Origin of the sequence: Formosa sejongensis (assembly GCF_033447105.1) — a bacterium.
GTDB lineage: Bacteria > Bacteroidota > Bacteroidia > Flavobacteriales > Flavobacteriaceae > Formosa.
Genome location: NZ_JAWQUN010000004.1, coordinates 97,222 through 117,254, shown reverse-complemented (window position 1 = coordinate 117,254; position 20,033 = coordinate 97,222). Strand labels below are relative to the sequence as shown.

Below are 20,033 nucleotides of genomic sequence, written 5' to 3'. Positions count from 1 at the left end.
ATTATTTCTTTCTTCTCTTTTTCTCTTTAGACAACAAATTAAGCTCTCTACCGGTTTGTCCTGCAACAGAAGTATTTTCTTCTGCTCGTCTAATTAAATACGGCATAACGTCTCTAACAGGCCCGAAGGGAACGTATTTCGCAACGTTGTAACCTAAATGTGAAAGATTAAAACTAATATGATCACTCATACCATACAATTGCCCAAACCAAACCCGTTTATCGGAATTTGCTATACCCTTCTCCTTCATTAAATTCATTAAAAAATACGAGCTGTATTCATTATGCGTTCCGCTAAAAATAGACATGTCGTTTAAATGATCCATCATATAGGAAACTGCAGCATTATAATTTATATCTGTAGCTTCCTTACTTTCACAAATGGGAGTTGTATAACCAAGCTTTTCTGCTCTTTCATTCTCCTTTTCCATATATGCACCACGAACTAATTTGTAACCTAAATAAAATCCTTCAGTTTTAGCGAGTGCATGTTGCTGCTTTAAAAAATCTAATCGATCGTGACGATACATTTGCAACGTATTAAATACAATAGGTTTTTCGGTATTGTACTTTCTCATCAATTCTGTAATTAAATCGTCGGCTGCATTTTGCATCCAGCTTTCTTCAGCATCAATTAATAAAGAAATATCTCTGTTTTTTGCAGCTTGACACACCGCCTCATAACGTTTTAAAACACGATTCCATTCTTCTGTTTCCTTATCTGTTAACGGTTTCTTATTGCCTATTTTTTCATATAAAGCGATTCTACCAAATCCTGAAGGTTTAAAAACAGCAATCGGAATAGATTTACGTTCTTCAGCAAAGCTTATAATTTTTAAAGTAATTCGTAAAGCTGCATCAAATTCCTCTTCATTTTCCTTCCCCTCTACCGAATAGTCTAAAACAGAACTCACTCCCATTTCATACATTTTATCGATAACTGGCAAACAATTTTCTTCGCTTACTCCACCACAAAAATGATCGAATACTGTTACCCTAATTAATCCTTCTACGGGTAACTTCGCTTTAATAGCAAAATTTGTAGCTGCAGTTCCAATACGAACCAATGGTTCTATAGAAATCATTTTGAAAAGAAAATACGCTCTTTCCAATTCAGAATCGCTCTTTAACGCAAAAGCAATTTCAGTATTATCAAAAATGGTGTTGTTATTCATTCAAATCAATAATTTTTGTAAATATAATTAAGCCGAACTTACTTTTTTGTAAAAAACTCCTTATTTTCACGGCTATTTTTTTACCACAATTTTTATGAAAACTATAGATACTAAGACCTATAAAATTCACTTTAATTTAAGTGCATATAAACATATAAATAATTATATAGAAGAAAGCAATCCTTCTAGTATTTTTATTTTAGTCGACCAAAATACTCATGAGCTTTGCTTACCACATTTGTTAGCAGAAATTAAAACGACACAAACTATTGAAATCGTTGAAATTGAAGCTGGTGAGATCAATAAAACTATTGAAACCTGTGTTGGTGTTTGGAATGTACTTTCTGAACTAGGTGCAGACAGAAAAAGCCTTGTTATTAATTTAGGTGGTGGCGTAATTACCGATTTAGGTGGTTTTGTAGCCTCAACGTTTAAGCGCGGAATAGCATTTATTAACGTTCCTACTACCCTATTATCCATGGTCGATGCTTCTGTTGGAGGTAAAACTGGAGTTGACTTGGGTGCTTTAAAAAACCAGATTGGTGTAATTAACACGCCTGAAATGGTAATTATAGATACCACATATTTAAAAACATTACCACAAAACGAAATGCGTTCTGGCTTAGCCGAAATGCTTAAACATGGATTAATTCAAGATAAAGCATATTGGGATAAATTTAAAGACCTAACGGTGTTGAATATGGATAATTTAGATGATTTAATTTATGAATCTATCCAAATTAAAAAACATGTTGTAGATATTGATCCGAAAGAAAATGGATTGAGAAAAACGCTAAACTATGGTCACACTCTTGGTCATGCTGTAGAATCTTATTTTTTAAGTCATCCACAAAAAACAGATTTACTTCACGGTGAAGCTATTGCAATTGGAATGATTATGGAATCTTTTATTTCAACAAAACTTTCAGGCTTAAGTAATACTGAGAACATAGAAATTAAAGACGTTATAAATAATATATATGACTATGTTGCTATTGAAAAAGATGATTATGAACCTATAATCGAACTTTTAAAATACGACAAGAAAAATTCGCACGGTAATGTTAACTTTGTATTACTTACTGCTATAGGTGAAACTAAAATTGATTGTATAGTTCCAAATGATCTACTTATTGAAGCGTTAAATTTCTATAACGAGTCGTATTAATTCAAAATAATTTGTAAATTTATTAATACCCGAAAAAAGCAAAATTTAGCAATACAATTAACCATCTAAAACATATTTAAGATGAGAAAAGTTATTGTTGATTACAAAAAACTCACACCTGAAATTTTAACCAAATTAACAGAAGCATTCCTTGATGGTTATGGTGATAGAGATATTATAAAATTTGACAATCACCGAAATGAAACCATCGAGGCTGTAGAAATAAAGACAGATGATGCGATTTATTTAGTAAAAGTGAGTTGCAAACTACACTACACCATGTCTAATTTTGATAGTAATGAAGATGTCGTCTTAAACAGTCTTGGTCATATTGTGGTAGATTTTACAGATAAACCAGAACTAACTTTAGAAGACGATTTAATATTCACCTCTGAAGAAGAGTAAAAAAAAAAGAGCCGAATACATGTATGTATTCGGCTCTTTTTAAATTTGACTATATAGTATATTATAGTTCTTTAAAGATATAATGCATTAAACGTTTTTTGTCGTTTATACTTTCTTCTAAAGAAATCATTGTTTCTGTTCTATACACACCTTCGATATCATCAATCATAAAAATAATATCTTTTGCATGAGCAGTATTTCTAGCTCTAATTTTACAGAAAATATTAAACTTGCCAGTGGTGATATGTGCAACTGTTACAAAAGGTAATTCATTAATACGCTCTAAAACAAATGTAGTTTGAGATGTATTATTTAAATAAACTCCGATATAAGCTATGAAAGAGTATCCTAATTTTTTATAATCTAAAGTTAAAGAAGAGCCTTGAATTATTCCAGCGTCTTCCATTTTTTTAACTCTAACATGCACTGTACCTGCCGAAATTAATAATTTTTTTGCGATATCTGTAAATGGAACTCTTGTATTGTCAATTAACATATCAAGAATTTGGTGGTCTATTTCGTCTAATTTGAATTTTGCCATATCTGTACTTTTTGTTCTTTAAAGCAAAAATAATACATTTTTATGTATTAATCTTACCAAATTATTAAGGTTTTCACAATTTCATTAAAAATTTATCATCACCAATAGTTACGAAATCGTTTTCGATACCCTCTTTTAACCCATGTCCATCTACTCCTAACACCCTCATTCTATTGGCATTAATCTCTTTATGTCCATAAGAATTAGGGAGCAATGCGATCGTTTCAATCTTTGATGAAAATTCAATATTTCTGTTAATTAATTTTTCAATAAAAAGCACGCCAACATCTAAAATTTCTGGATTTTCCTCTGTTCCAACATTAGCATCTCTTATAATTATATCGTAAAAACACTTATCGTTCTCTGGAATCTTAAAATAATCGTCATAATTCTCTCCACTAACATCCTGATTAGATATATAAGTAAAAGCAGACAGATACGAACTGAATATATAAAATCGAGTAATATCTCTATCGTAATCATTTTCGAAATGTCCAGCTTCAAATAATATGGTTGGTACATTAAACGACTGAAAACTATCCCCAACACAGTTTATATTAAAAGAATCGTCGTAGCGTCCTACTTTTCCAGGAATTAACTGCTGCAGAGTTGTATTCATTTCAGCAATTATATCCATTCCTATTTTACGAGAATCGGTTATCGACCTGTTTTCATCTTGTGAAGGCGATAAAAAAGATACCGTAGCCGTATTATTTGTGGTACCTGCACTAAAAATAGTACGCTGTCCATGTAAATTAAAACAATATTGAGGTTTAAAGCCATTATAAACCTCTCTTAAAACTTTACTCTCGGGTTGGGATAACAATTGCGCATCTCTGTTTAAATCGATGTTTATAGCATTAAGTCTGGTATACGCTTCTGCACCGTCAGGATTTAAAATAGGTATTATATATAAGGTACATTCTTCCTTTAAATAATCTAAAGCTTGATCGGGATGTTTAAGCACATTAATAAAATCGAAAAGTGCTTTTGTGGTTGTCGATTCGTTTCCGTGCATTTGCGACCAAAGTAATAATCGCTTTTTACCTGTACCAACTTTAATAGCCGAAATAGGTTTTCCTAAAACCGAACGTCCTATTTCTGAAACTTCAAAACTGGAATCTAAATTTTCTAATAGTGGTTTAATATGAGAATTGGTGATATAACGACCACTTAAATGTTGCTCTTTATTAGTCTTATATAGACTAGTGATTTCTGTAATATTCATGCCTTTATTATAAGTATACAAATGTAAACAATTAATTATTTACAAATGTAAACAAAAAACACGCCGTTGATTGTATACAATTATAAACAGTATTTATAAGCACTGTAAATTAAAAAACAGTCTTAATCTAGACAAAATGTTGTTTAATATTAGTAACACTTAATACACTCTATTTCAACTTATTAATTTACACTACATAAAGCTTTAGATTTATATAAATTACATGATTTGTTTACCAATTGTAATAGATATCATTCTTTTTATTACATTTGTAACCAATTAACCAATGCTAATTAGTTTACAATGATAAACAGTGATGAGTTCACAAAACGTTTACAAAAAGTGATCGATTTTTATGGAGAATCGGCTTCGTCTTTCTCTGAAAAAATTGGCGTACAGCGTTCTTCCATCTCACATATTTTGTCGGGCAGAAATAAACCCAGTCTAGATTTTGTGATGAAGATTTTATCTACCTTCCCTGAAGTTGAATTATATTGGCTATTAAATGGAAAAGGCGCTTTCCCCTCTGAAACGAAAAAAGCGACTGCTCCTAATTTGTTTTCAAATGACACCGAACAAGACCCGAAAACGAAACAACCTATAGAATCTATTTCAAATCAAATCCCTAATCAGGTTTTAAAATCCGATTCTTCCAAACAGATTGAGCGTATAGTCATTTTTTACACAGACGGAAGCTTTAAAAACTTTGAGAACTCCATTTAAGTTCACTATTTTTGCTTAAAAATTAATTCCCTATGAAATACCTTGCTCTGTTTGCTCTAGCCTTATTAATGGTGAGCTGTTATGAAGTAGAAAGAAACTGTACCTATTTTAAAACAGGACATTATTTTAGTGAGATTACTATTGATGGAACACCATATAAATCAGAATTTAATAGAACTGAAGATTTACAAATTGAAACTTACCAAGGAAAGGTAGATTCATCTGAAGTACGGTGGATAAACGATTGTGAAGTGATTTTTAAAACCATCAATCCTAAAAACAGAATTGAACGCAAAGATATTCACCTAAAAATACTAACAACAACAGATTCAACTTACACTTTTGAATACTCGTATGTTGGCGAAGATTTAAAACAAAAAGGTGTTGCAAATCGCACTAAATAAGCCGCTCTAACGGCTTATCTTTAAAATTGCACAAACTTTCTACGATATGCTTTTAAAAATCAAAATTATAAGCTTAAAATAGTTTAAATAAAAAAACCGCACTAAAAACGATTGTCTTTAGTGCGGTTTTTTTTTATATAAAATTATGTTTTAGATTTTAGAATAAAGTAGGCTGAGAATCATCATCAAAATCCGCTTTTCTTAAACCATCTATAGTCTCATCATCTTCCACATCTGAGTCTCCTGTATTTACTTCTTCTGGAGATTCATAAGGTAGCGAATCTAATAAGTTTATTTGTTTCACTTTATCTGTAGTCAACTGATTTCCTAATGCCTTAATCCCTTTAACCGAAATAAACTCTTCAAGATTAATTGTCGCATTTTCTTTCTGATCTTTACCTCGCTCTTTACCGTAAACAATCTCTGCAACAGGAAGCCAATCGGTTGAAACGATTTCTAATTGCGACTTTTCGTGATCAGAAATAAATACTTCTTCTTTATTTTCGTGTTCAATTAAAAAACGTTTGACGTAGTAGCGTTCTTTTTCACCTTCAAAATAAACAGCAGAAATCGGCTTGTTTGGTATCCATTTTTCAAGAACAACCATATCACTATCAAAATGCGATGTTAACTCAGGTAAAATTGTTTTAACTAAACCGGACTGTGTAATAATTAATAAGCGATCTTCTCCTCTAAATTCCCCCATTAACTCGCCACGTCCATCAACATTTAAACGCTGCACCGTGTCGTCAAACCAAATACGTCTCGGCTTTAATGTTGAAATCCCTTTTTCTTTAAGATCTATCTTCTTAATTGGATATTTACTCACTAAATTCCCTTTCGAAGCCCGACCTTTTATAAGGATATCTGAAAAATCTAAATCCCATTTTAGCTTCTTAACACTTCCTACTTGACGCAATAAAATTGTAACAACCTCTGCCTCGCCATTTGGGTTTGCAGTAAAATATAAACTTGTAGAACCTTTTGCTCCATTGGTTAAATCATATGCTTTGTCTCGGGTAATGGCCGTAACAGCAAAACGCTTTACATAAGTTGGACCTTTACTACCGTCGCGATAAATCATATTATAAATAGTACGTTTATCTTTCTTTTTAAAAATAGCGACATGAACAATATCTTTCCCAACAAACGTTTTAGAGTCAACTTTAGTAATCATCATCTTACCTTCTTTCGTAAAGATAATTATATCATCTATATCACTACAATCACCAACATATTCGTCTCGTTTTAACGATGTTCCAACAAAGCCTTCAACGCGATTCACATATAATTTAGTGTTTCGGATAATTACTTTAGTAGCATCTACATCGTCAAAAATTCTAATTTCTGTTTTACGCTCACGACCGGCACCATATTCCTTTTTTAATCTTACAAAATACGCTATAGCATAATCGATTAGATTTGCTAAGTGATGCTTCACTTCGGCAATCTGATCTTCCAAAGCATCAATTTTTTGTTGCGCTTTATCAATATCAAATTTAGAAATACGTTTAATTCGAATTTCTGTTAATCTAACAATATCGTCTTCTGTGACAACTCTTTTTAAATGTTTTGTAAACGGCTTAAGTCCTGTATCGATAGCCTGAATTACACCTTCCCAAGTTTCTTCTTCTTCAATATCACGGTAAATTCTGTTTTCAATAAATATGCGTTCTAATGAAGCAAAATGCCACATTTCTTCAAATTCACTAAGCCTAATTTCTAACTCGCTTTTTAAAAGCTGAACCGTATTATCTGTAGAGCGGCGAAGCATTTCGGTTACGCCAACAAACAGAGGTTTATTATCTTCAATCACACAACCTAAAGGAGAGATCGAACTTTCACAATTCGTAAAAGCATACAATGCATCTATCGTTTTATCTGGAGAAATACCTCCAGGTAAATGCACTAAAATCTCAACATCGGCTGCTGTGTTATCTTCAATTTTTTTAATCTTAATCTTTCCTTTATCGTTTGCTTTTAAAATAGAATCTATTAGCGTAGATGTATTTGTCCCGAAAGGAATTTCAGTAATAACAAGTGTATTCTTGTCTAATTGAGAAATCTTAGCACGAACACGAACGCGCCCTCCACGTAATCCATCGTTGTAATTAGTAACATCTGCAATACCCGATGTTGGAAAATCTGGTAAAATGGTGAAACTTTTTCCTTTTAGGTGCTTTATTGAAGCGTCAATCAACTCAATAAAATTATGAGGCAATATTTTGGTCGATAGACCTACGGCAATTCCTTCTCCTCCTTGCGCTAACAATAACGGAAACATAACCGGTAAATTTACAGGCTCTTTTCGTCGACCATCATAAGAAGCTTGCCATTCGGTGATTTTAGGATTATAAACAACATCTAAAGCAAATTTAGACAAGCGTGCTTCAATATAACGAGAAGCAGCAGCGCTATCTCCCGTTAAAATGTTACCCCAGTTTCCCTGGGTATCGATTAAAATATCTTTCTGACCAATTTGAACCATAGCGTCGGCAATACTTGCATCTCCGTGCGGATGATACTGCATCGTATGCCCTACTATATTGGCAACTTTATTATAACGACCATCGTCTAAATCTTTCATAGAATGCATAATCCTACGCTGAACAGGTTTAAAACCATCTTCAATCGCAGGAATCGCGCGTTCTAAAATAACATAAGATGCATAATCTAAAAACCAATCCTTAAACATACCATTAACTTTGGTAATTGTTTCTTGACCTTCTGAATGATTATTATTTAATTCGTCGTTATCGTTTTCAATCATTAATAATTAAACTTTATTTGATGTATTATTCTTAAGCATCTTACTTAAAGACTGCCGTATATATTTCCGCTTTCTACGCGGCACTAAACTTATGTTAAAACGCTCTTTATTCGCACCTCTTCCTTTGCTTTTAATAACTAAAATCAATCCTCTATAAAAGAAATAGTTGGTGAATTTATAATCAACTAAATCTTCTTTATTAAATTCAACTTCATGAGCTCTGTAATTAAATTTTTCCGACAACAATAACCCTCTATTTGTCACAACTACCTTTACGCCATCGCTATCGTATTCAAAATATTTAGCTATTAAATATACAGCTAAAAAAATACCTACAAAAGTAAATAGAAGAATGAAAAATATTAATCCTGCATTATTGGTCAAGTGACTAAACGCGTTAAAGATTGTAGCCATAATCACGACCAAGACAATTAAAACGAAGTATACCGAAACTATAGTGTTTTTTACTTTCCCGTTATCCGTTCTCATTTTTTTTCTGCTACTAAATCAATTTCTACTTTCAGATTATTTATAATGAATTTCTGACGCGTTGGTGTGTTTTTCCCCATATAGAACTCTAAAAGCTCTTCTATAGACATGTCTTTGTCTAACATTACTGGCTCTAAACGAATATTATCGCCAATAAAATGTTTGAACTCATCTGGAGAAATCTCACCTAAACCTTTAAATCGTGTTATTTCCGGTTTCGGCTTTAACTCATCTACAGCATTTACACGTTCCTGTTCGGAATAACAATAAATGGTTTTCTTTTTATTACGCACTCTAAACAAAGGTGTTTGCAAAATATACAAATGTCCTTCTTTTATTATTTCAGGAAAGAATTGCAAAAAGAATGTAATTAACAGCAACCTAATATGCATACCATCTACATCGGCATCTGTGGCGATTACAATATTATTATATCGCAAATCCTCTGTCGATTCTTCTATATTTAATGCCGCTTGAAGTAAATTAAACTCTTCATTCTCGTATACAATTTTCTTGCTTAAACCATAGCAATTTAACGGTTTACCTTTTAAACTAAACACGGCTTGTGTATTTACATCTCGCGATTTTGTTATACTTCCCGATGCAGAATCTCCCTCGGTAATAAACAAAGTCGACTCTAAATAGCGTCCGTTTTTAATATCGCCAAAATGAACTCGACAATCTCTTAATTTTTTATTGTGAAGATTTGCTTTTTTAGCACGGTCTTTCGCTAACTTTCTAATTCCAGACAATTCTTTACGCTCACGTTCTGCTTGAAGAATTTTACGCTGAATTTTATCGGCTGTATCTGGGTTTTTATGAAGAAAATTATCCAGATAGGTTTTAAGAAAATCGTTAATATATGTTCTAACAGTTGGCAATTCTCCACCCATATCTGTAGACCCTAATTTTGTTTTGGTCTGACTCTCGAAAACAGGTTCCATTACTTTAATAGCAATGGCTGTAACAATGGATTTTCGAACATCTGAAGCGTCATAAGTCTTACCATAAAACTCACGAATTGTTTTCACAATCGCTTCACGATATGCTGCTAAATGCGTCCCTCCTTGAGTTGTGTTTTGTCCGTTTACAAACGAGTGATATTCTTCAGAATACTGTGTTTTACTATGAGTTAAAGCGATTTCTATATCGTCTCCCTTTAAGTGAATTATCGGATAAACCATATCTCCTTCATTGATATTTTCTCCCAATAAATCCTTTAATCCATTCTCACTATAATATTTTTCACCGTTAAAAATTATGGTTAAACCCGGGTTTAAATACACATAATATTTAAGCATTTTAGAAACATACTCGTTCCTGTATTTATAGTTTTTAAAGATAATTTCATCTGGAACAAAAGAGACTTTCGTTCCTTTTCGTCTAGTGGTTTCATCTAAAAATTCTTCATCTTTAAGATTACCTTGTTCAAATTCTGCTGAAGCCGATTTTCCATCTCTAGACGATTCTACTCTAAAATAACTGGACAAGGCATTTACAGCCTTTGTACCAACTCCATTTAATCCTACAGATTTTTTAAATGCTCGAGAATCGTACTTTCCACCGGTATTCATTTTAGACACCACATCCACCACTTTCCCTAAAGGAATTCCTCGACCATAATCACGAACAATAACTTTACTGCCCTGTATGGAAATTTCTATAGACTTTCCCGCACCCATAATATATTCATCAATAGAGTTGTCTAAAACCTCTTTTAGAAGAATATAAATACCATCGTCTGGAGAAGATCCATCCCCAAGTTTACCAATATACATTCCTGGACGCATACGAATATGTTCCTTCCAGTCTAATGAGCGTATATTATCTTCGGTATAATTGGTTTGGTCTAGCATAGAATTTTAGTGATGAGTTGCTAATATAACATTTCGTCTTTAAAAATGAAACAGGAACACTAGTATTTATTAACAAAAAAAGCCAATGTTTTCACATTGACCCTTATTTTATATTTGAAATAAAATGCTATACGTTGAATAAGAAATGCATAACATCTCCATCCTTAACAACATAATTTTTTCCTTCGACACGCATTTTTCCAGCTTCTTTTACTTTAGCCTCACTTCCGAACGTAACAAAATCGTCGTAACCAATAACTTCTGCGCGGATAAATCCTTTTTCAAAGTCGGTATGAATTACACCTGCTGCTTGTGGTCCTGTTGCTCCGATATCTATAGTCCAAGCGCGAACTTCTTTTACACCTGCAGTGAAATACGTTTGCAGATTTAATAATTTATATGCTGAACGAATTAATTTTGACGCCCCTGGCTCTTCCAAACCAATATCTTGTAAAAACATTTTACGCTCGTCAAAATCGTCTAGCTCGTTAATATCTGCTTCTGTTCCTACTGCTAGTACTAAAACTTCAGCATTTTCGTCTTTTACTGCTTCTTTAACTAAATCTACATATGCATTTCCTGAATTTGCAGACGCTTCGTCTACATTACAAACATACATAACGGGTTTAGCTGTGATAAATTGAGAAGGCCCTACAAACTCATTAAAATCATCTTCTTCAAAATCAAGTGCACGCACAGAAACACCTGCTTCTAAATTTGTTTTAATTTTTAATAAGACTGCTTCTTCTTTCTGAGCTTCTTTATTTCCTGTTTTTGCAGCACGTTTTACTTTCTCCAGTTTTTTATCGACTGTTTCAAGATCTTTTAACTGCAATTCCATATCGATAGTTTCTTTATCGCGAATTGGGTTTACATTGCCATCTACATGAATAATATTATCGTCATCAAAACAACGTAATACATGAAGAATAGCATCAGTTTCTCTAATATTTGCCAAGAATTGATTTCCTAAACCTTCACCTTTACTAGCGCCTTTAACTAAACCTGCGATATCTACAATCTCTACAGTTGCAGGCATAACACGCACTGGATTTACTAATTCCTCTAACTTTTCAAGTCTTGGGTCTGGCACGTTTACCACACCAATATTTGGCTCTATAGTACAAAACGGAAAGTTCGCACTTTGCGCTTTAGCATTCGATAAACAATTAAATAAGGTCGATTTTCCTACGTTTGGTAATCCTACAATTCCGGCTTTCATTTTTTCTTTAGATAAATAGATTAAAGACACAAGAACCAAAACCTTGGTTTTTGCGAGTGCAAATGTAATTAATTATATGAATTTATTTTTATAAAAAAAGTCTCAAACCTAAGCTTGAGACTTTACTCGTAAAAAATATTTTATTTCGATTAATTATCAGGATGCATAAAACGTTGTTTTCCTAATAACTCCTCTTCTGTTTCTACATGCTCATCATCTGGAACACAACAATCTACTGGACAAACTGCCGCACATTGTGGTTCTTCATGAAAGCCTTTACATTCAGTACATTTATCTGGTACGATATAATAAATCTCGTCACTTACTGGTTCTTGAGCTTCATCAGCATCAATTTTTTTACCATTAGGAAGCACGACAGAGCCATCTAAACTTGTTCCGTCTTTATATCTCCAATCGTCTGCCCCTTCATAAATCGCTGTATTTGGGCACTCTGGTTCACAAGCACCACAATTTATACATTCGTCTGTTATTATAATTGCCATAGCGTATTTCTTTTTCTAACTTTGTACGACAAAAATATAGCCAAAACATTTCATAACCAAATTAGACCATGAATTTAGAGCAAAGAATTAAAGCATTTGCAAAATTAGGTGATTTTATAAGTCAGTTTTCAGACGAAAAAATTCAGAAAAAAGAAGACATTCCTTTTAATGATTTATTTTTTGACGGCTTTAAACATCAATTGAAATTAGCTCAAGAAAAAAATAGATGGTTTAACACAGACAATCTTTCGTTCGCATTAAATGGTTGGTCTAAATCACTAACAGAAAGCAATATTAACACTTGGATAGAGAAGTATCAGTTTAATACTATTTCTTCTAAAAAAGTAGCTATAATTATGGCTGGAAATATTCCGTTAGTTGGATTTCATGATTTTTTATCGGTCTTAATTTCTGGACACGATGTGGTTGTAAAACAATCTTCAAACGATAAACACCTACTACCCTTTCTTGCTAAATATTTAGAATATGTTGAACCTGGTTTTAAGTCGAAAATTAGTTTTGTTGAAGGAAAATTAGAACATTTTGAAGCCGTAATCGCAACTGGAAGCGATAATACAGCACGATATTTTGAGTATTATTTTAAAAACAAACCATCTATAATTAGAAAAAACAGAAATTCTATTGCCGTTTTAACAGGAAAAGAAACAATGGAAGAGCTAGAAGGTTTGGCAGACGATATTTTTAGATACTACGGATTAGGCTGCAGAAACGTTTCAAAACTTTATGTTCCAGAAAATTATGATTTTCAGAACTTTTTTCAAGCCATGTACAAATGGAAAGAAGTGATAAACGACCATAAATACGCCAATAATTACGATTACAATAAAGCAGTATATTTAATGAGTGAATTCGATATGCTAGAAAATGGCTTCTTAATGATAAAAGAAGACACTAGTTTTTCCTCGCCAATTGCAACCATTTTTTACGAGTACTACAACGATGTAAATACGCTAAAAACGGAATTAAATTCAAAAAAATCAGACATTCAATGTGTTGTTTCTAAGGACTTTATAAGTTACGAAATTGTTTTCGGAAACACCCAGTCGCCAAATCTTTGGGATTATGCGGACAACGTTGATACTGTGTCGTTTTTATTAAAAATTTAGCATAAAAAATATTAATTTTATTATATTAATTCATCAATTATTTAGCACCTTTGTGCTTATCACAAAATTATCGAAATAATGAAAAAACACAATTTTAGTGCTGGTCCTTGTATCCTTCCGCAAGAAGTTTTGCTAAAAGCCTCAGAAGCCGTAATCGATTTTAACAATAGCGGTCTATCTCTAATTGAAATATCGCACAGAAGTAAACCTTTTATTGAGGTTATGGATACTGCAAGTGCGTTAGCTTTAGAACTACTTGGTTTAGAAGGCAAAGGCTACAAAGCATTATTTTTACAAGGTGGAGCAAGCACTCAATTTTTAATGGCTGCTTATAATTTACTAGAAACAAAAGCGGGTTACCTAAACACAGGAACTTGGGCTGCTAAATCTATAAAAGAAGCAAAACTTTTCGGAGATGTTATCGAGATTGCTTCGTCTAAAGACAAAAATTACAACTACATCCCTAAAGGATATACTGTAGGTGCTGACTTAGATTACTTCCACTTGACTTCTAACAATACAATTTTTGGAACACAAATAAAAGAATTCCCTACTAGCCCTGTACCAGTGGTATGCGATATGAGTAGTGATATTTTCTCTAGAACATTAGACTTTTCTAAATTCGACCTTATTTATGCTGGAGCTCAAAAAAACATGGGACCTGCAGGAACAACTTTAGTTGTAATTAAAGAAGATTTATTAGGAAAAGTATCTAGAAGCATTCCTTCTATGTTAGACTACAAAAACCACATCGAAAAGGATAGTATGTTTAATACGCCTCCTGTTTTTGCTGTGTACACATCTATGTTAACACTACAATGGTTAAAAGATTTAGGTGGAATTGCTGCAATTGAAAAAGAGAACGATAAGAAAGCACAATTAATGTATTCTGAAATAGATTTAAATCCATTGTTTGAAGGATTTGCAGCTAAAGAAGACCGATCTAACATGAATGCTACTTTTAACTTAACAGACGATAGTTTAAAAGACACGTTTGATGCTATGGCAAAAGAAGCTGGAATGAATGGTATTAACGGACACCGTAGTGTTGGAGGATACAGAGCTTCTATGTACAACGCTTTACCCTTAAGTAGTGTAGCTGCTTTAGTTGAAGTGATGAGTGAATTAGAAAGAAAAGCATAATCAAATTAATCAATAATAAAATTATAGTCATTTTAAATTGACAACAAATCTTATGAAAGTATTAGCAAACGACGGTATTTCTCAAAGTGGAATTGATGCCCTTGAAAAAGATGGATTTGAAGTTATCACAACCACGGTAGCTCAAGAACAATTAATCAATTACATTAACGAAAACCAAATTGACGTAATATTAGTTAGAAGTGCTACAACAGTACGTAAAGACTTAATCGACGCCTGCCCTAGTATTAAAATTATTGGTCGTGGTGGAGTTGGTATGGACAACATTGATGTTGAATATGCTCGCGAAAAAGGATTAAAAGTAATCAATACGCCTGCTGCATCTTCTCATTCTGTTGCCGAATTAGTATTTGGTCACTTATACGGTTTATCACGTTTCTTACATAACTCTAACAGAGATATGCCATTAGAAGGTGACAAAAACTTTAAAGGATTAAAGAAAGCTTACGCAAAAGGAACCGAATTAAAAGGAAAAACTTTAGGTGTTTTAGGTTTTGGCCGTATTGGTCAAGCTACAGCAAAAGTGGCTTTAGGAGCAGGAATGAAAGTTGTAGCTTTCGACCCGTTTTTAGAGAAAGCTAATTTAGAGTTAGAATTTTTTGACGGACAAACAGTAAATTTCGAAATCAAAACTATTTCTAAAGAAGAGGTTTTAAAACAAGCTGACTTTTTAACTTTACACGTACCTGCTCAAGATGGATACGTTATTGGAGAAGCAGAATTAAATAGCATGAAAGATGGCGCAATTTTAGTTAACGCTGCTCGTGGTGGTGTTGTAGACGAACTTGCTCTTATAAAAGCTATTGAGAGTGGTAAAATTTCAAGAGCTGCTTTGGATGTTTTTGAAAAAGAACCACAACCAGAAATGGGATTATTAATGAACCCTGCTTTATCGTTAACACCACATACAGGTGCTGCAACAAACGAAGCTCAAGATAGAATTGGAACAGAATTAGCGCAACAAATTAGCAGTATTCTTCTTTAATTATTTCTAGATTATAAATTATTTTAAAACCGTTCGAAGTTATTTTGAACGGTTTTTTTTATTACTATTAAACAACTGGTTTTCAAACAAATTAAAAACCATATTTAAATAGATTATACAAGAGTATATTTCCTGTGAATTTCAATACTATTTTTAATACACATGCTATTTCAACAGTCGTAATTAAAATAGTATTTAAGAACTTTAAACTACGCTAAAGCTGACAATTATTATTAGAAGTGATCACTCACTACTGTTTTAAATTACAGAAACACCCTTTTTCAGATCTTCTATTGATTCAAAATAGTTTTAACCTCTATATTCCTCTTCTTCGAAAAATTCATCCTTAAAACCTATTAAATAGAGTTTCTCCTTAGCTCTTGTTACAGCCGTATATAACCAGCGTAAATAATCTTTGTCTATCCCGTTTGGTAAATAAGGTTGCTCTACAAAAACAGTGTTCCATTGTCCACCTTGAGACTTGTGACAAGTTATGGCGTAAGAAAACTTTACCTGTAGCGCATTGAAATATTTATTAGCTTTTACTTTCGTGAATTTTTTATAATTACTGCTTTCATCTTCATAGTCTTTCATTACTTCTTGATACAATCTATTAGAATCTTCATAAGTTAACGACGGAGATTCTGCTGAAATAGTATCTAAAAGCAACACCGTTTCTATAGGTTGCATTTGTGGATAATCGACCATTCTCATCTTAACTTCGGCAAAACGAAAGCCATATAATTCTTTAATTGAAAAAATTTCTAAGACTTCTACAATGTCTCCATTTGCAATAAATCCAGCTTCGCTAGTAGGCTTCAACCAAAAATAATTATTCTTAACAATCATTAAATAATCCCCAGCAGACAATTCATTTTCATTAAACAAAATACGATCTCTAATTTGCTGGTTATAAAGGTTTGCCCGCTTGTTACTTCTAACAATGATTGCAGTCTCTTCGTTCCCTAAATCGCTATAGCAATCGCCAATAGCATCCATGATTTCTTGTCCGTCAACCAACCGGACAATGTCTTTAAAGGGGTGAACATCAAATTTAAAACTATCGAAAAAAACACCAGATAATGTTTCTCTAAGTATGGTTGCATTAAATAAAATTCCGGAATCTTTCTCTTGCCTTACGACTTCATCCAACTCCATACAAACAACTTCTTTGTCGTAATTTAAGATCAATGTTTTAGGCTCTAGAGCTGGGCTAATATCTAATTTAACAGGTGGTAATTGTGCTGTATCTCCAATTAATAATAATTTACAATTGGTTCCACCATACACATACTGCATTAAATCATCCAGCAACGAGCCATTTTCGAATAATTTTGAATCTCCAGGAGTATCTGGAATCATTGAGGCTTCATCTACAATGAAAATGGTGTTTTTATGCTTGTTAGGCTGCAAAACAAATTTTACACCTCCTCCTTTATCTTTTTTTGGAAAATATATCTTTTTATGTATGGTAAAGGCTTCTTTTTTGGAATAATTAGAGATCACTTTTGCTGCACGACCTGTAGGAGCCATTAGCACTGCGCTCTTTTTAATTTGCCATAAATTACTAACAATCGTACTGACAATGGTGGTTTTCCCAGTTCCAGCATACCCTTTTAGTAAATAAAGTGCTTTTGGGTCTGTATTAAAAATAAATTCAGATAATTGAATTAATACAATATTTTGTTTTGTGGTAGGATTAAACGGAAACTGCTGTTTTATAAGGGAATAAAATTGTGATGCATTCATTTATGAGGCTTCAAAAAAAATTTTATTCAAAGATAGTAATGATTTTTACTCTCATAGGTTTTAACGAATAAAAAAAAATTGTAGATTTGCGTTAGACCTTTAATAAAATTAATTAACAAAAAACACTATGCTTACAATAATTCTTATTGCAGTTGCTTCTATCCTGCTAACAATTGGTTTAGTTTGGCTAATTGACAAATTTTTACCTTCAGGTTTAAAACCTGTTATAATTATTGCTCTTTGGGCACTTATTGCCTTTTTAGGATATCAGACGTTCATGTCTGTTTATACTCCTATCCAATTCAATCAAGTTAAAAAGAAACGTTATGCTCAAGTTATTGAAAAATTAATTGATATTAGAGATGCACAATTAGCACACAGACAAGTTACTGGGAAATTCGCAGGAGATTTCAATAACCTTATCACGTTTATTGATACTGCAAAGTATACCATCACACAACGTCGTGATTCAACTATTATTGATGAAGAAATGACAAAAAGGTATGGTGGTGTAGAATCATACAAGGACACTATTATTATAGATACTTTAGGATTTGTTTCTGTAAAAGATTCTTTATTCAAAACATCTAAGCGTTACAAAACAATGATGAACCTTCCTGAAAATATTGGTCCAGAAGGTGCTCAATTTAAATTAGAAGCTGGTGTTCTTGAACAAAATGATGTAAAGATCGCTGTATTCGAATCTTCTGTTAAGAAAGATGTTATTCTTTTTGATCAAGAAAGAGATTTAGTAATTCAAGAAAACCAGATTATTGCAGTAGACGACGTAAACGGAGATGCAATTATGGTTGGATCTATGAACGAAGTTAAAACAAACGGAAACTGGCCAAAAACATATGGCGACGACGAATAGTAGTACACATACAAAAACACTTAAGGAACTGTCCATTCAAATTAGTTTGAGTGGACTTTCTTTTTGTATATTAAATGCTACCACACAACAGGTTGAAGTTTTAAAATATCTTGCTTTTAAAAAGCACGAAACTCCATACCAGTTATTAGAGCATGTGCAATCTTTATTTAAAACTGAAGAAAGTCTACAACAAGAATTTAGTAATATTCAAATAATTCATAGCAACGAATTATCGACTCTAGTACCCAATCCCCTATTTAATGAAGATTATTTAGCTGATTATTTAAAATTCAATTCTAAAATATTAAAATCAGATTTTATTACGTTTGATACAATCGAATTAAACGATAGCGTAAATGTGTATGTGCCTTATGTAAATGTAAACAACTTTATTTACGAACAGTTTGGAGAATTTACGTTTAAGCATTTTTCGACGATCTTAATTGAAAGTATTTTACATATTGAGAAAAACGCCGATCAGCCTAAGCTTTATATTCATGTAGGAGCTCGGCATTTTGAAATATTAAGTATCGACGATGGAGCATTACAGTTTTACAATACTTTTGAATATAGTAGTAAAGAAGATTTTATCTATTATTTGCTCTTTACTCTAGAACAATTAAAATTAAACCCAGAAACCATTCAATTGGTTTTCATTGGCGATATTTTAAAGAACAGCGATTTATACACTATTGCGTATAAATATGTGAGACATATTTCCTTTGGAAAACATAAAAATAATTTTACTTTTAATCATCAACCACAAACTCAACATTCAGAGTTTATCATCTTAAATAGTTTTTAATGCGAATAATATCAGGATTATATAAAGGAAGAAGAATTACGGCTCCTAAAAAGCTACCTGTGCGCCCTACTACAGATATGGCCAAAGAAGCCTTATTTAATATTTTAAATAACACATATTATTTTGACGCGATTTCTGTGCTCGATTTATTTGCAGGAATTGGAAGTATAAGCTACGAATTTGCATCTCGAGGAACAACACAAATAACATCTGTAGATCAAGAGCTTGGCTGTACTAAATTTATTACTGAAACTGCCGAAAGTTTTGACATGCCCATTCAAGTTATAAAAAGTGAGGTGTTTAAATTCTTAGGACAAACCAATATAAAGTCGACTATAATTTTTGCAGATCCTCCTTATGCTTTGCCAGAAGAAGAATTTAGTAAAATTCCGGAGTTGGTTTTTAAAAACAATCTATTAGAAGAAGATGGCGTTTTAATTGTAGAACATTCTAAACATACAGATTTATCGAATTTAGAATACTATAACTACTCAAAAGGATATGGCGGAAATATGTTTAGTTTTTTCAGTCACCCATCAAAAGATACTGACGAAGACTAAAATTTTCTCAAACTGAAAATGCATTTTATGTTTTCTAGCATAGAATAATACCATTTCAAAAAAATAAGAACAGCTAAATCTTTAAAGATTTAGCTGTTCTTATTTCAACACACTTCACACGCAACCGACTAATTAACAATCGAATAGACTCAAAATTACATACATATCGCTTGATTAACTCAAACGTTTTCAAATTAATTTTAAAATAAATAATATTTTATATGTTAAAATTAATATAAAATTTGTAATTTAGTTTTCGTTAAGAAGAAGATTAATCAAAGTCATTGGT

At 32.4% G+C, this 20,033-nt stretch carries 19 protein-coding genes; 10 read left to right on the top strand and 9 right to left on the bottom strand.

Going from position 1 to position 20,033, the window contains the following annotated elements; genetic code table 11:
* Position 1: 1 nt before the first annotated feature.
* Positions 2 to 1,174 carry a proline dehydrogenase family protein gene (locus R6X41_RS06225; RefSeq protein WP_318498465.1) on the bottom strand — a complete coding sequence of 391 codons (1,173 nt, stop codon included), beginning with the start codon at positions 1,172 to 1,174 and terminating at the stop codon, positions 2 to 4.
* Positions 1,175 to 1,268: 94 nt separating this feature from the next.
* Between R6X41_RS06225 and aroB the strand changes: the two genes are divergently transcribed.
* A complete protein-coding gene (gene aroB / locus R6X41_RS06220; RefSeq protein WP_318498463.1) occupies positions 1,269 to 2,342 on the top strand; it encodes a 3-dehydroquinate synthase in 1,074 nt (357 codons plus the stop codon).
* A gap of 81 nt (positions 2,343 to 2,423) precedes the next feature.
* Positions 2,424 to 2,747, top strand: coding sequence for a hypothetical protein (locus tag R6X41_RS06215; protein ID WP_318498461.1), 324 nt, complete (start codon positions 2,424 to 2,426; stop codon positions 2,745 to 2,747).
* A gap of 61 nt (positions 2,748 to 2,808) precedes the next feature.
* On the opposite strand, the gene R6X41_RS06210 is transcribed toward R6X41_RS06215, so the two are convergent.
* Positions 2,809 to 3,288: an Lrp/AsnC family transcriptional regulator gene (locus R6X41_RS06210; RefSeq protein ID WP_318498459.1), complete on the bottom strand. Its 480-nt coding sequence runs from the start codon at positions 3,286 to 3,288 to the stop codon at positions 2,809 to 2,811.
* Positions 3,289 to 3,361: 73 nt separating this feature from the next.
* Positions 3,362 to 4,516, bottom strand: a complete 1,155-nt coding sequence (locus tag R6X41_RS06205) for a M14 family metallopeptidase (RefSeq protein WP_318498457.1) — start codon at positions 4,514 to 4,516, stop codon at positions 3,362 to 3,364.
* 303 nt (positions 4,517 to 4,819) lie between these two features.
* Here R6X41_RS06205 and R6X41_RS06200 point away from each other — a divergent pair, with 303 nt between their 5' ends.
* Positions 4,820 to 5,239, top strand: a complete 420-nt coding sequence (locus R6X41_RS06200) for a helix-turn-helix domain-containing protein (protein ID WP_318498455.1) — start codon at positions 4,820 to 4,822, stop codon at positions 5,237 to 5,239.
* A 32-nt stretch (positions 5,240 to 5,271) separates the two neighbouring features.
* Complete coding sequence (locus tag R6X41_RS06195; protein ID WP_318498453.1) at positions 5,272 to 5,643, top strand: DNA topoisomerase IV; 372 nt, start codon at positions 5,272 to 5,274, stop codon at positions 5,641 to 5,643.
* 157 nt (positions 5,644 to 5,800) lie between these two features.
* Here the strand turns inward: R6X41_RS06195 and R6X41_RS06190 are convergent, their stop codons facing one another.
* The 5 genes from R6X41_RS06190 to R6X41_RS06170 all read right to left on the bottom strand — a co-directional run bounded on the left by R6X41_RS06190 (position 5,801) and on the right by R6X41_RS06170 (position 12,483).
* Positions 5,801 to 8,413 carry a DNA gyrase/topoisomerase IV subunit A gene (locus R6X41_RS06190; protein WP_318498451.1) on the bottom strand — a complete coding sequence of 871 codons (2,613 nt, stop codon included), beginning with the start codon at positions 8,411 to 8,413 and terminating at the stop codon, positions 5,801 to 5,803.
* A 6-nt stretch (positions 8,414 to 8,419) separates the two neighbouring features.
* A complete protein-coding gene (locus R6X41_RS06185; protein WP_318498449.1) occupies positions 8,420 to 8,902 on the bottom strand; it encodes a hypothetical protein in 483 nt (160 codons plus the stop codon).
* Positions 8,899 to 10,758, bottom strand: coding sequence for a DNA topoisomerase IV subunit B (locus R6X41_RS06180; protein ID WP_318498447.1), 1,860 nt, complete (start codon positions 10,756 to 10,758; stop codon positions 8,899 to 8,901). The genes R6X41_RS06185 and R6X41_RS06180 overlap by 4 nt, the downstream gene beginning before the upstream one ends.
* Before the next feature lie 127 nt (positions 10,759 to 10,885).
* Positions 10,886 to 11,980, bottom strand: a complete 1,095-nt coding sequence (gene ychF, locus R6X41_RS06175; protein ID WP_318498445.1) for a redox-regulated ATPase YchF — start codon at positions 11,978 to 11,980, stop codon at positions 10,886 to 10,888.
* Positions 11,981 to 12,129: 149 nt separating this feature from the next.
* A complete protein-coding gene (locus R6X41_RS06170) occupies positions 12,130 to 12,483 on the bottom strand; it encodes a 4Fe-4S dicluster domain-containing protein (RefSeq protein ID WP_318498443.1) in 354 nt (117 codons plus the stop codon).
* A 68-nt stretch (positions 12,484 to 12,551) separates the two neighbouring features.
* On the opposite strand from R6X41_RS06170, the gene R6X41_RS06165 reads away from it, so the two are divergent.
* The 3 genes from R6X41_RS06165 to R6X41_RS06155 all read left to right on the top strand — a co-directional run bounded on the left by R6X41_RS06165 (position 12,552) and on the right by R6X41_RS06155 (position 15,756).
* Complete coding sequence (locus tag R6X41_RS06165; protein WP_318498441.1) at positions 12,552 to 13,610, top strand: acyl-CoA reductase; 1,059 nt, start codon at positions 12,552 to 12,554, stop codon at positions 13,608 to 13,610.
* Between the two features lie 78 nt (positions 13,611 to 13,688).
* The gene (gene serC, locus R6X41_RS06160; RefSeq protein ID WP_318498439.1) at positions 13,689 to 14,753 is read left to right on the top strand and encodes a 3-phosphoserine/phosphohydroxythreonine transaminase; all 1,065 of its coding nucleotides are present in this window, start codon (positions 13,689 to 13,691) and stop codon (positions 14,751 to 14,753) included.
* Between the two features lie 52 nt (positions 14,754 to 14,805).
* Positions 14,806 to 15,756: a D-2-hydroxyacid dehydrogenase gene (locus R6X41_RS06155; RefSeq protein ID WP_318498438.1), complete on the top strand. Its 951-nt coding sequence runs from the start codon at positions 14,806 to 14,808 to the stop codon at positions 15,754 to 15,756.
* Positions 15,757 to 16,065: 309 nt separating this feature from the next.
* On the opposite strand, the gene R6X41_RS06150 is transcribed toward R6X41_RS06155, so the two are convergent.
* Positions 16,066 to 17,505, bottom strand: coding sequence for an ATP-dependent DNA helicase (locus tag R6X41_RS06150; protein WP_318498436.1), 1,440 nt, complete (start codon positions 17,503 to 17,505; stop codon positions 16,066 to 16,068).
* A 127-nt stretch (positions 17,506 to 17,632) separates the two neighbouring features.
* Here R6X41_RS06150 and R6X41_RS06145 point away from each other — a divergent pair, with 127 nt between their 5' ends.
* Genes R6X41_RS06145 through R6X41_RS06135 form a run of 3 tightly spaced genes read left to right on the top strand, consistent with a single transcriptional unit; the run spans position 17,633 to position 19,744 of the window.
* Positions 17,633 to 18,379 carry a hypothetical protein gene (locus tag R6X41_RS06145; protein ID WP_318498434.1) on the top strand — a complete coding sequence of 249 codons (747 nt, stop codon included), beginning with the start codon at positions 17,633 to 17,635 and terminating at the stop codon, positions 18,377 to 18,379.
* Positions 18,363 to 19,184: a DUF3822 family protein gene (locus tag R6X41_RS06140; protein ID WP_318498432.1), complete on the top strand. Its 822-nt coding sequence runs from the start codon at positions 18,363 to 18,365 to the stop codon at positions 19,182 to 19,184. The genes R6X41_RS06145 and R6X41_RS06140 overlap by 17 nt, the downstream gene beginning before the upstream one ends.
* Positions 19,184 to 19,744 carry an RsmD family RNA methyltransferase gene (locus R6X41_RS06135; protein ID WP_318498430.1) on the top strand — a complete coding sequence of 187 codons (561 nt, stop codon included), beginning with the start codon at positions 19,184 to 19,186 and terminating at the stop codon, positions 19,742 to 19,744. Before R6X41_RS06140 ends, R6X41_RS06135 begins: the two co-directional genes overlap by 1 nt.
* Positions 19,745 to 20,033: the final 289 nt, after the last annotated feature.

Coding starts and splice junctions, on each gene's coding strand:
- R6X41_RS06225 (WP_318498465.1), bottom strand. CDS start 1,174: ATGAATAACAACACCATTTTTGATAATACTGAAATTGCTTTTGCGTTA.
- aroB (WP_318498463.1), top strand. CDS start 1,269: ATGAAAACTATAGATACTAAGACCTATAAAATTCACTTTAATTTAAGT.
- R6X41_RS06215 (WP_318498461.1), top strand. CDS start 2,424: ATGAGAAAAGTTATTGTTGATTACAAAAAACTCACACCTGAAATTTTA.
- R6X41_RS06210 (WP_318498459.1), bottom strand. CDS start 3,288: ATGGCAAAATTCAAATTAGACGAAATAGACCACCAAATTCTTGATATG.
- R6X41_RS06205 (WP_318498457.1), bottom strand. CDS start 4,516: ATGAATATTACAGAAATCACTAGTCTATATAAGACTAATAAAGAGCAA.
- R6X41_RS06200 (WP_318498455.1), top strand. CDS start 4,820: ATGATAAACAGTGATGAGTTCACAAAACGTTTACAAAAAGTGATCGAT.
- R6X41_RS06195 (WP_318498453.1), top strand. CDS start 5,272: ATGAAATACCTTGCTCTGTTTGCTCTAGCCTTATTAATGGTGAGCTGT.
- R6X41_RS06190 (WP_318498451.1), bottom strand. CDS start 8,413: ATGATTGAAAACGATAACGACGAATTAAATAATAATCATTCAGAAGGT.
- R6X41_RS06185 (WP_318498449.1), bottom strand. CDS start 8,902: ATGAGAACGGATAACGGGAAAGTAAAAAACACTATAGTTTCGGTATAC.
- R6X41_RS06180 (WP_318498447.1), bottom strand. CDS start 10,758: ATGCTAGACCAAACCAATTATACCGAAGATAATATACGCTCATTAGAC.
- ychF (WP_318498445.1), bottom strand. CDS start 11,980: ATGAAAGCCGGAATTGTAGGATTACCAAACGTAGGAAAATCGACCTTA.
- R6X41_RS06170 (WP_318498443.1), bottom strand. CDS start 12,483: ATGGCAATTATAATAACAGACGAATGTATAAATTGTGGTGCTTGTGAA.
- R6X41_RS06165 (WP_318498441.1), top strand. CDS start 12,552: ATGAATTTAGAGCAAAGAATTAAAGCATTTGCAAAATTAGGTGATTTT.
- serC (WP_318498439.1), top strand. CDS start 13,689: ATGAAAAAACACAATTTTAGTGCTGGTCCTTGTATCCTTCCGCAAGAA.
- R6X41_RS06155 (WP_318498438.1), top strand. CDS start 14,806: ATGAAAGTATTAGCAAACGACGGTATTTCTCAAAGTGGAATTGATGCC.
- R6X41_RS06150 (WP_318498436.1), bottom strand. CDS start 17,505: ATGAATGCATCACAATTTTATTCCCTTATAAAACAGCAGTTTCCGTTT.
- R6X41_RS06145 (WP_318498434.1), top strand. CDS start 17,633: ATGCTTACAATAATTCTTATTGCAGTTGCTTCTATCCTGCTAACAATT.
- R6X41_RS06140 (WP_318498432.1), top strand. CDS start 18,363: ATGGCGACGACGAATAGTAGTACACATACAAAAACACTTAAGGAACTG.
- R6X41_RS06135 (WP_318498430.1), top strand. CDS start 19,184: ATGCGAATAATATCAGGATTATATAAAGGAAGAAGAATTACGGCTCCT.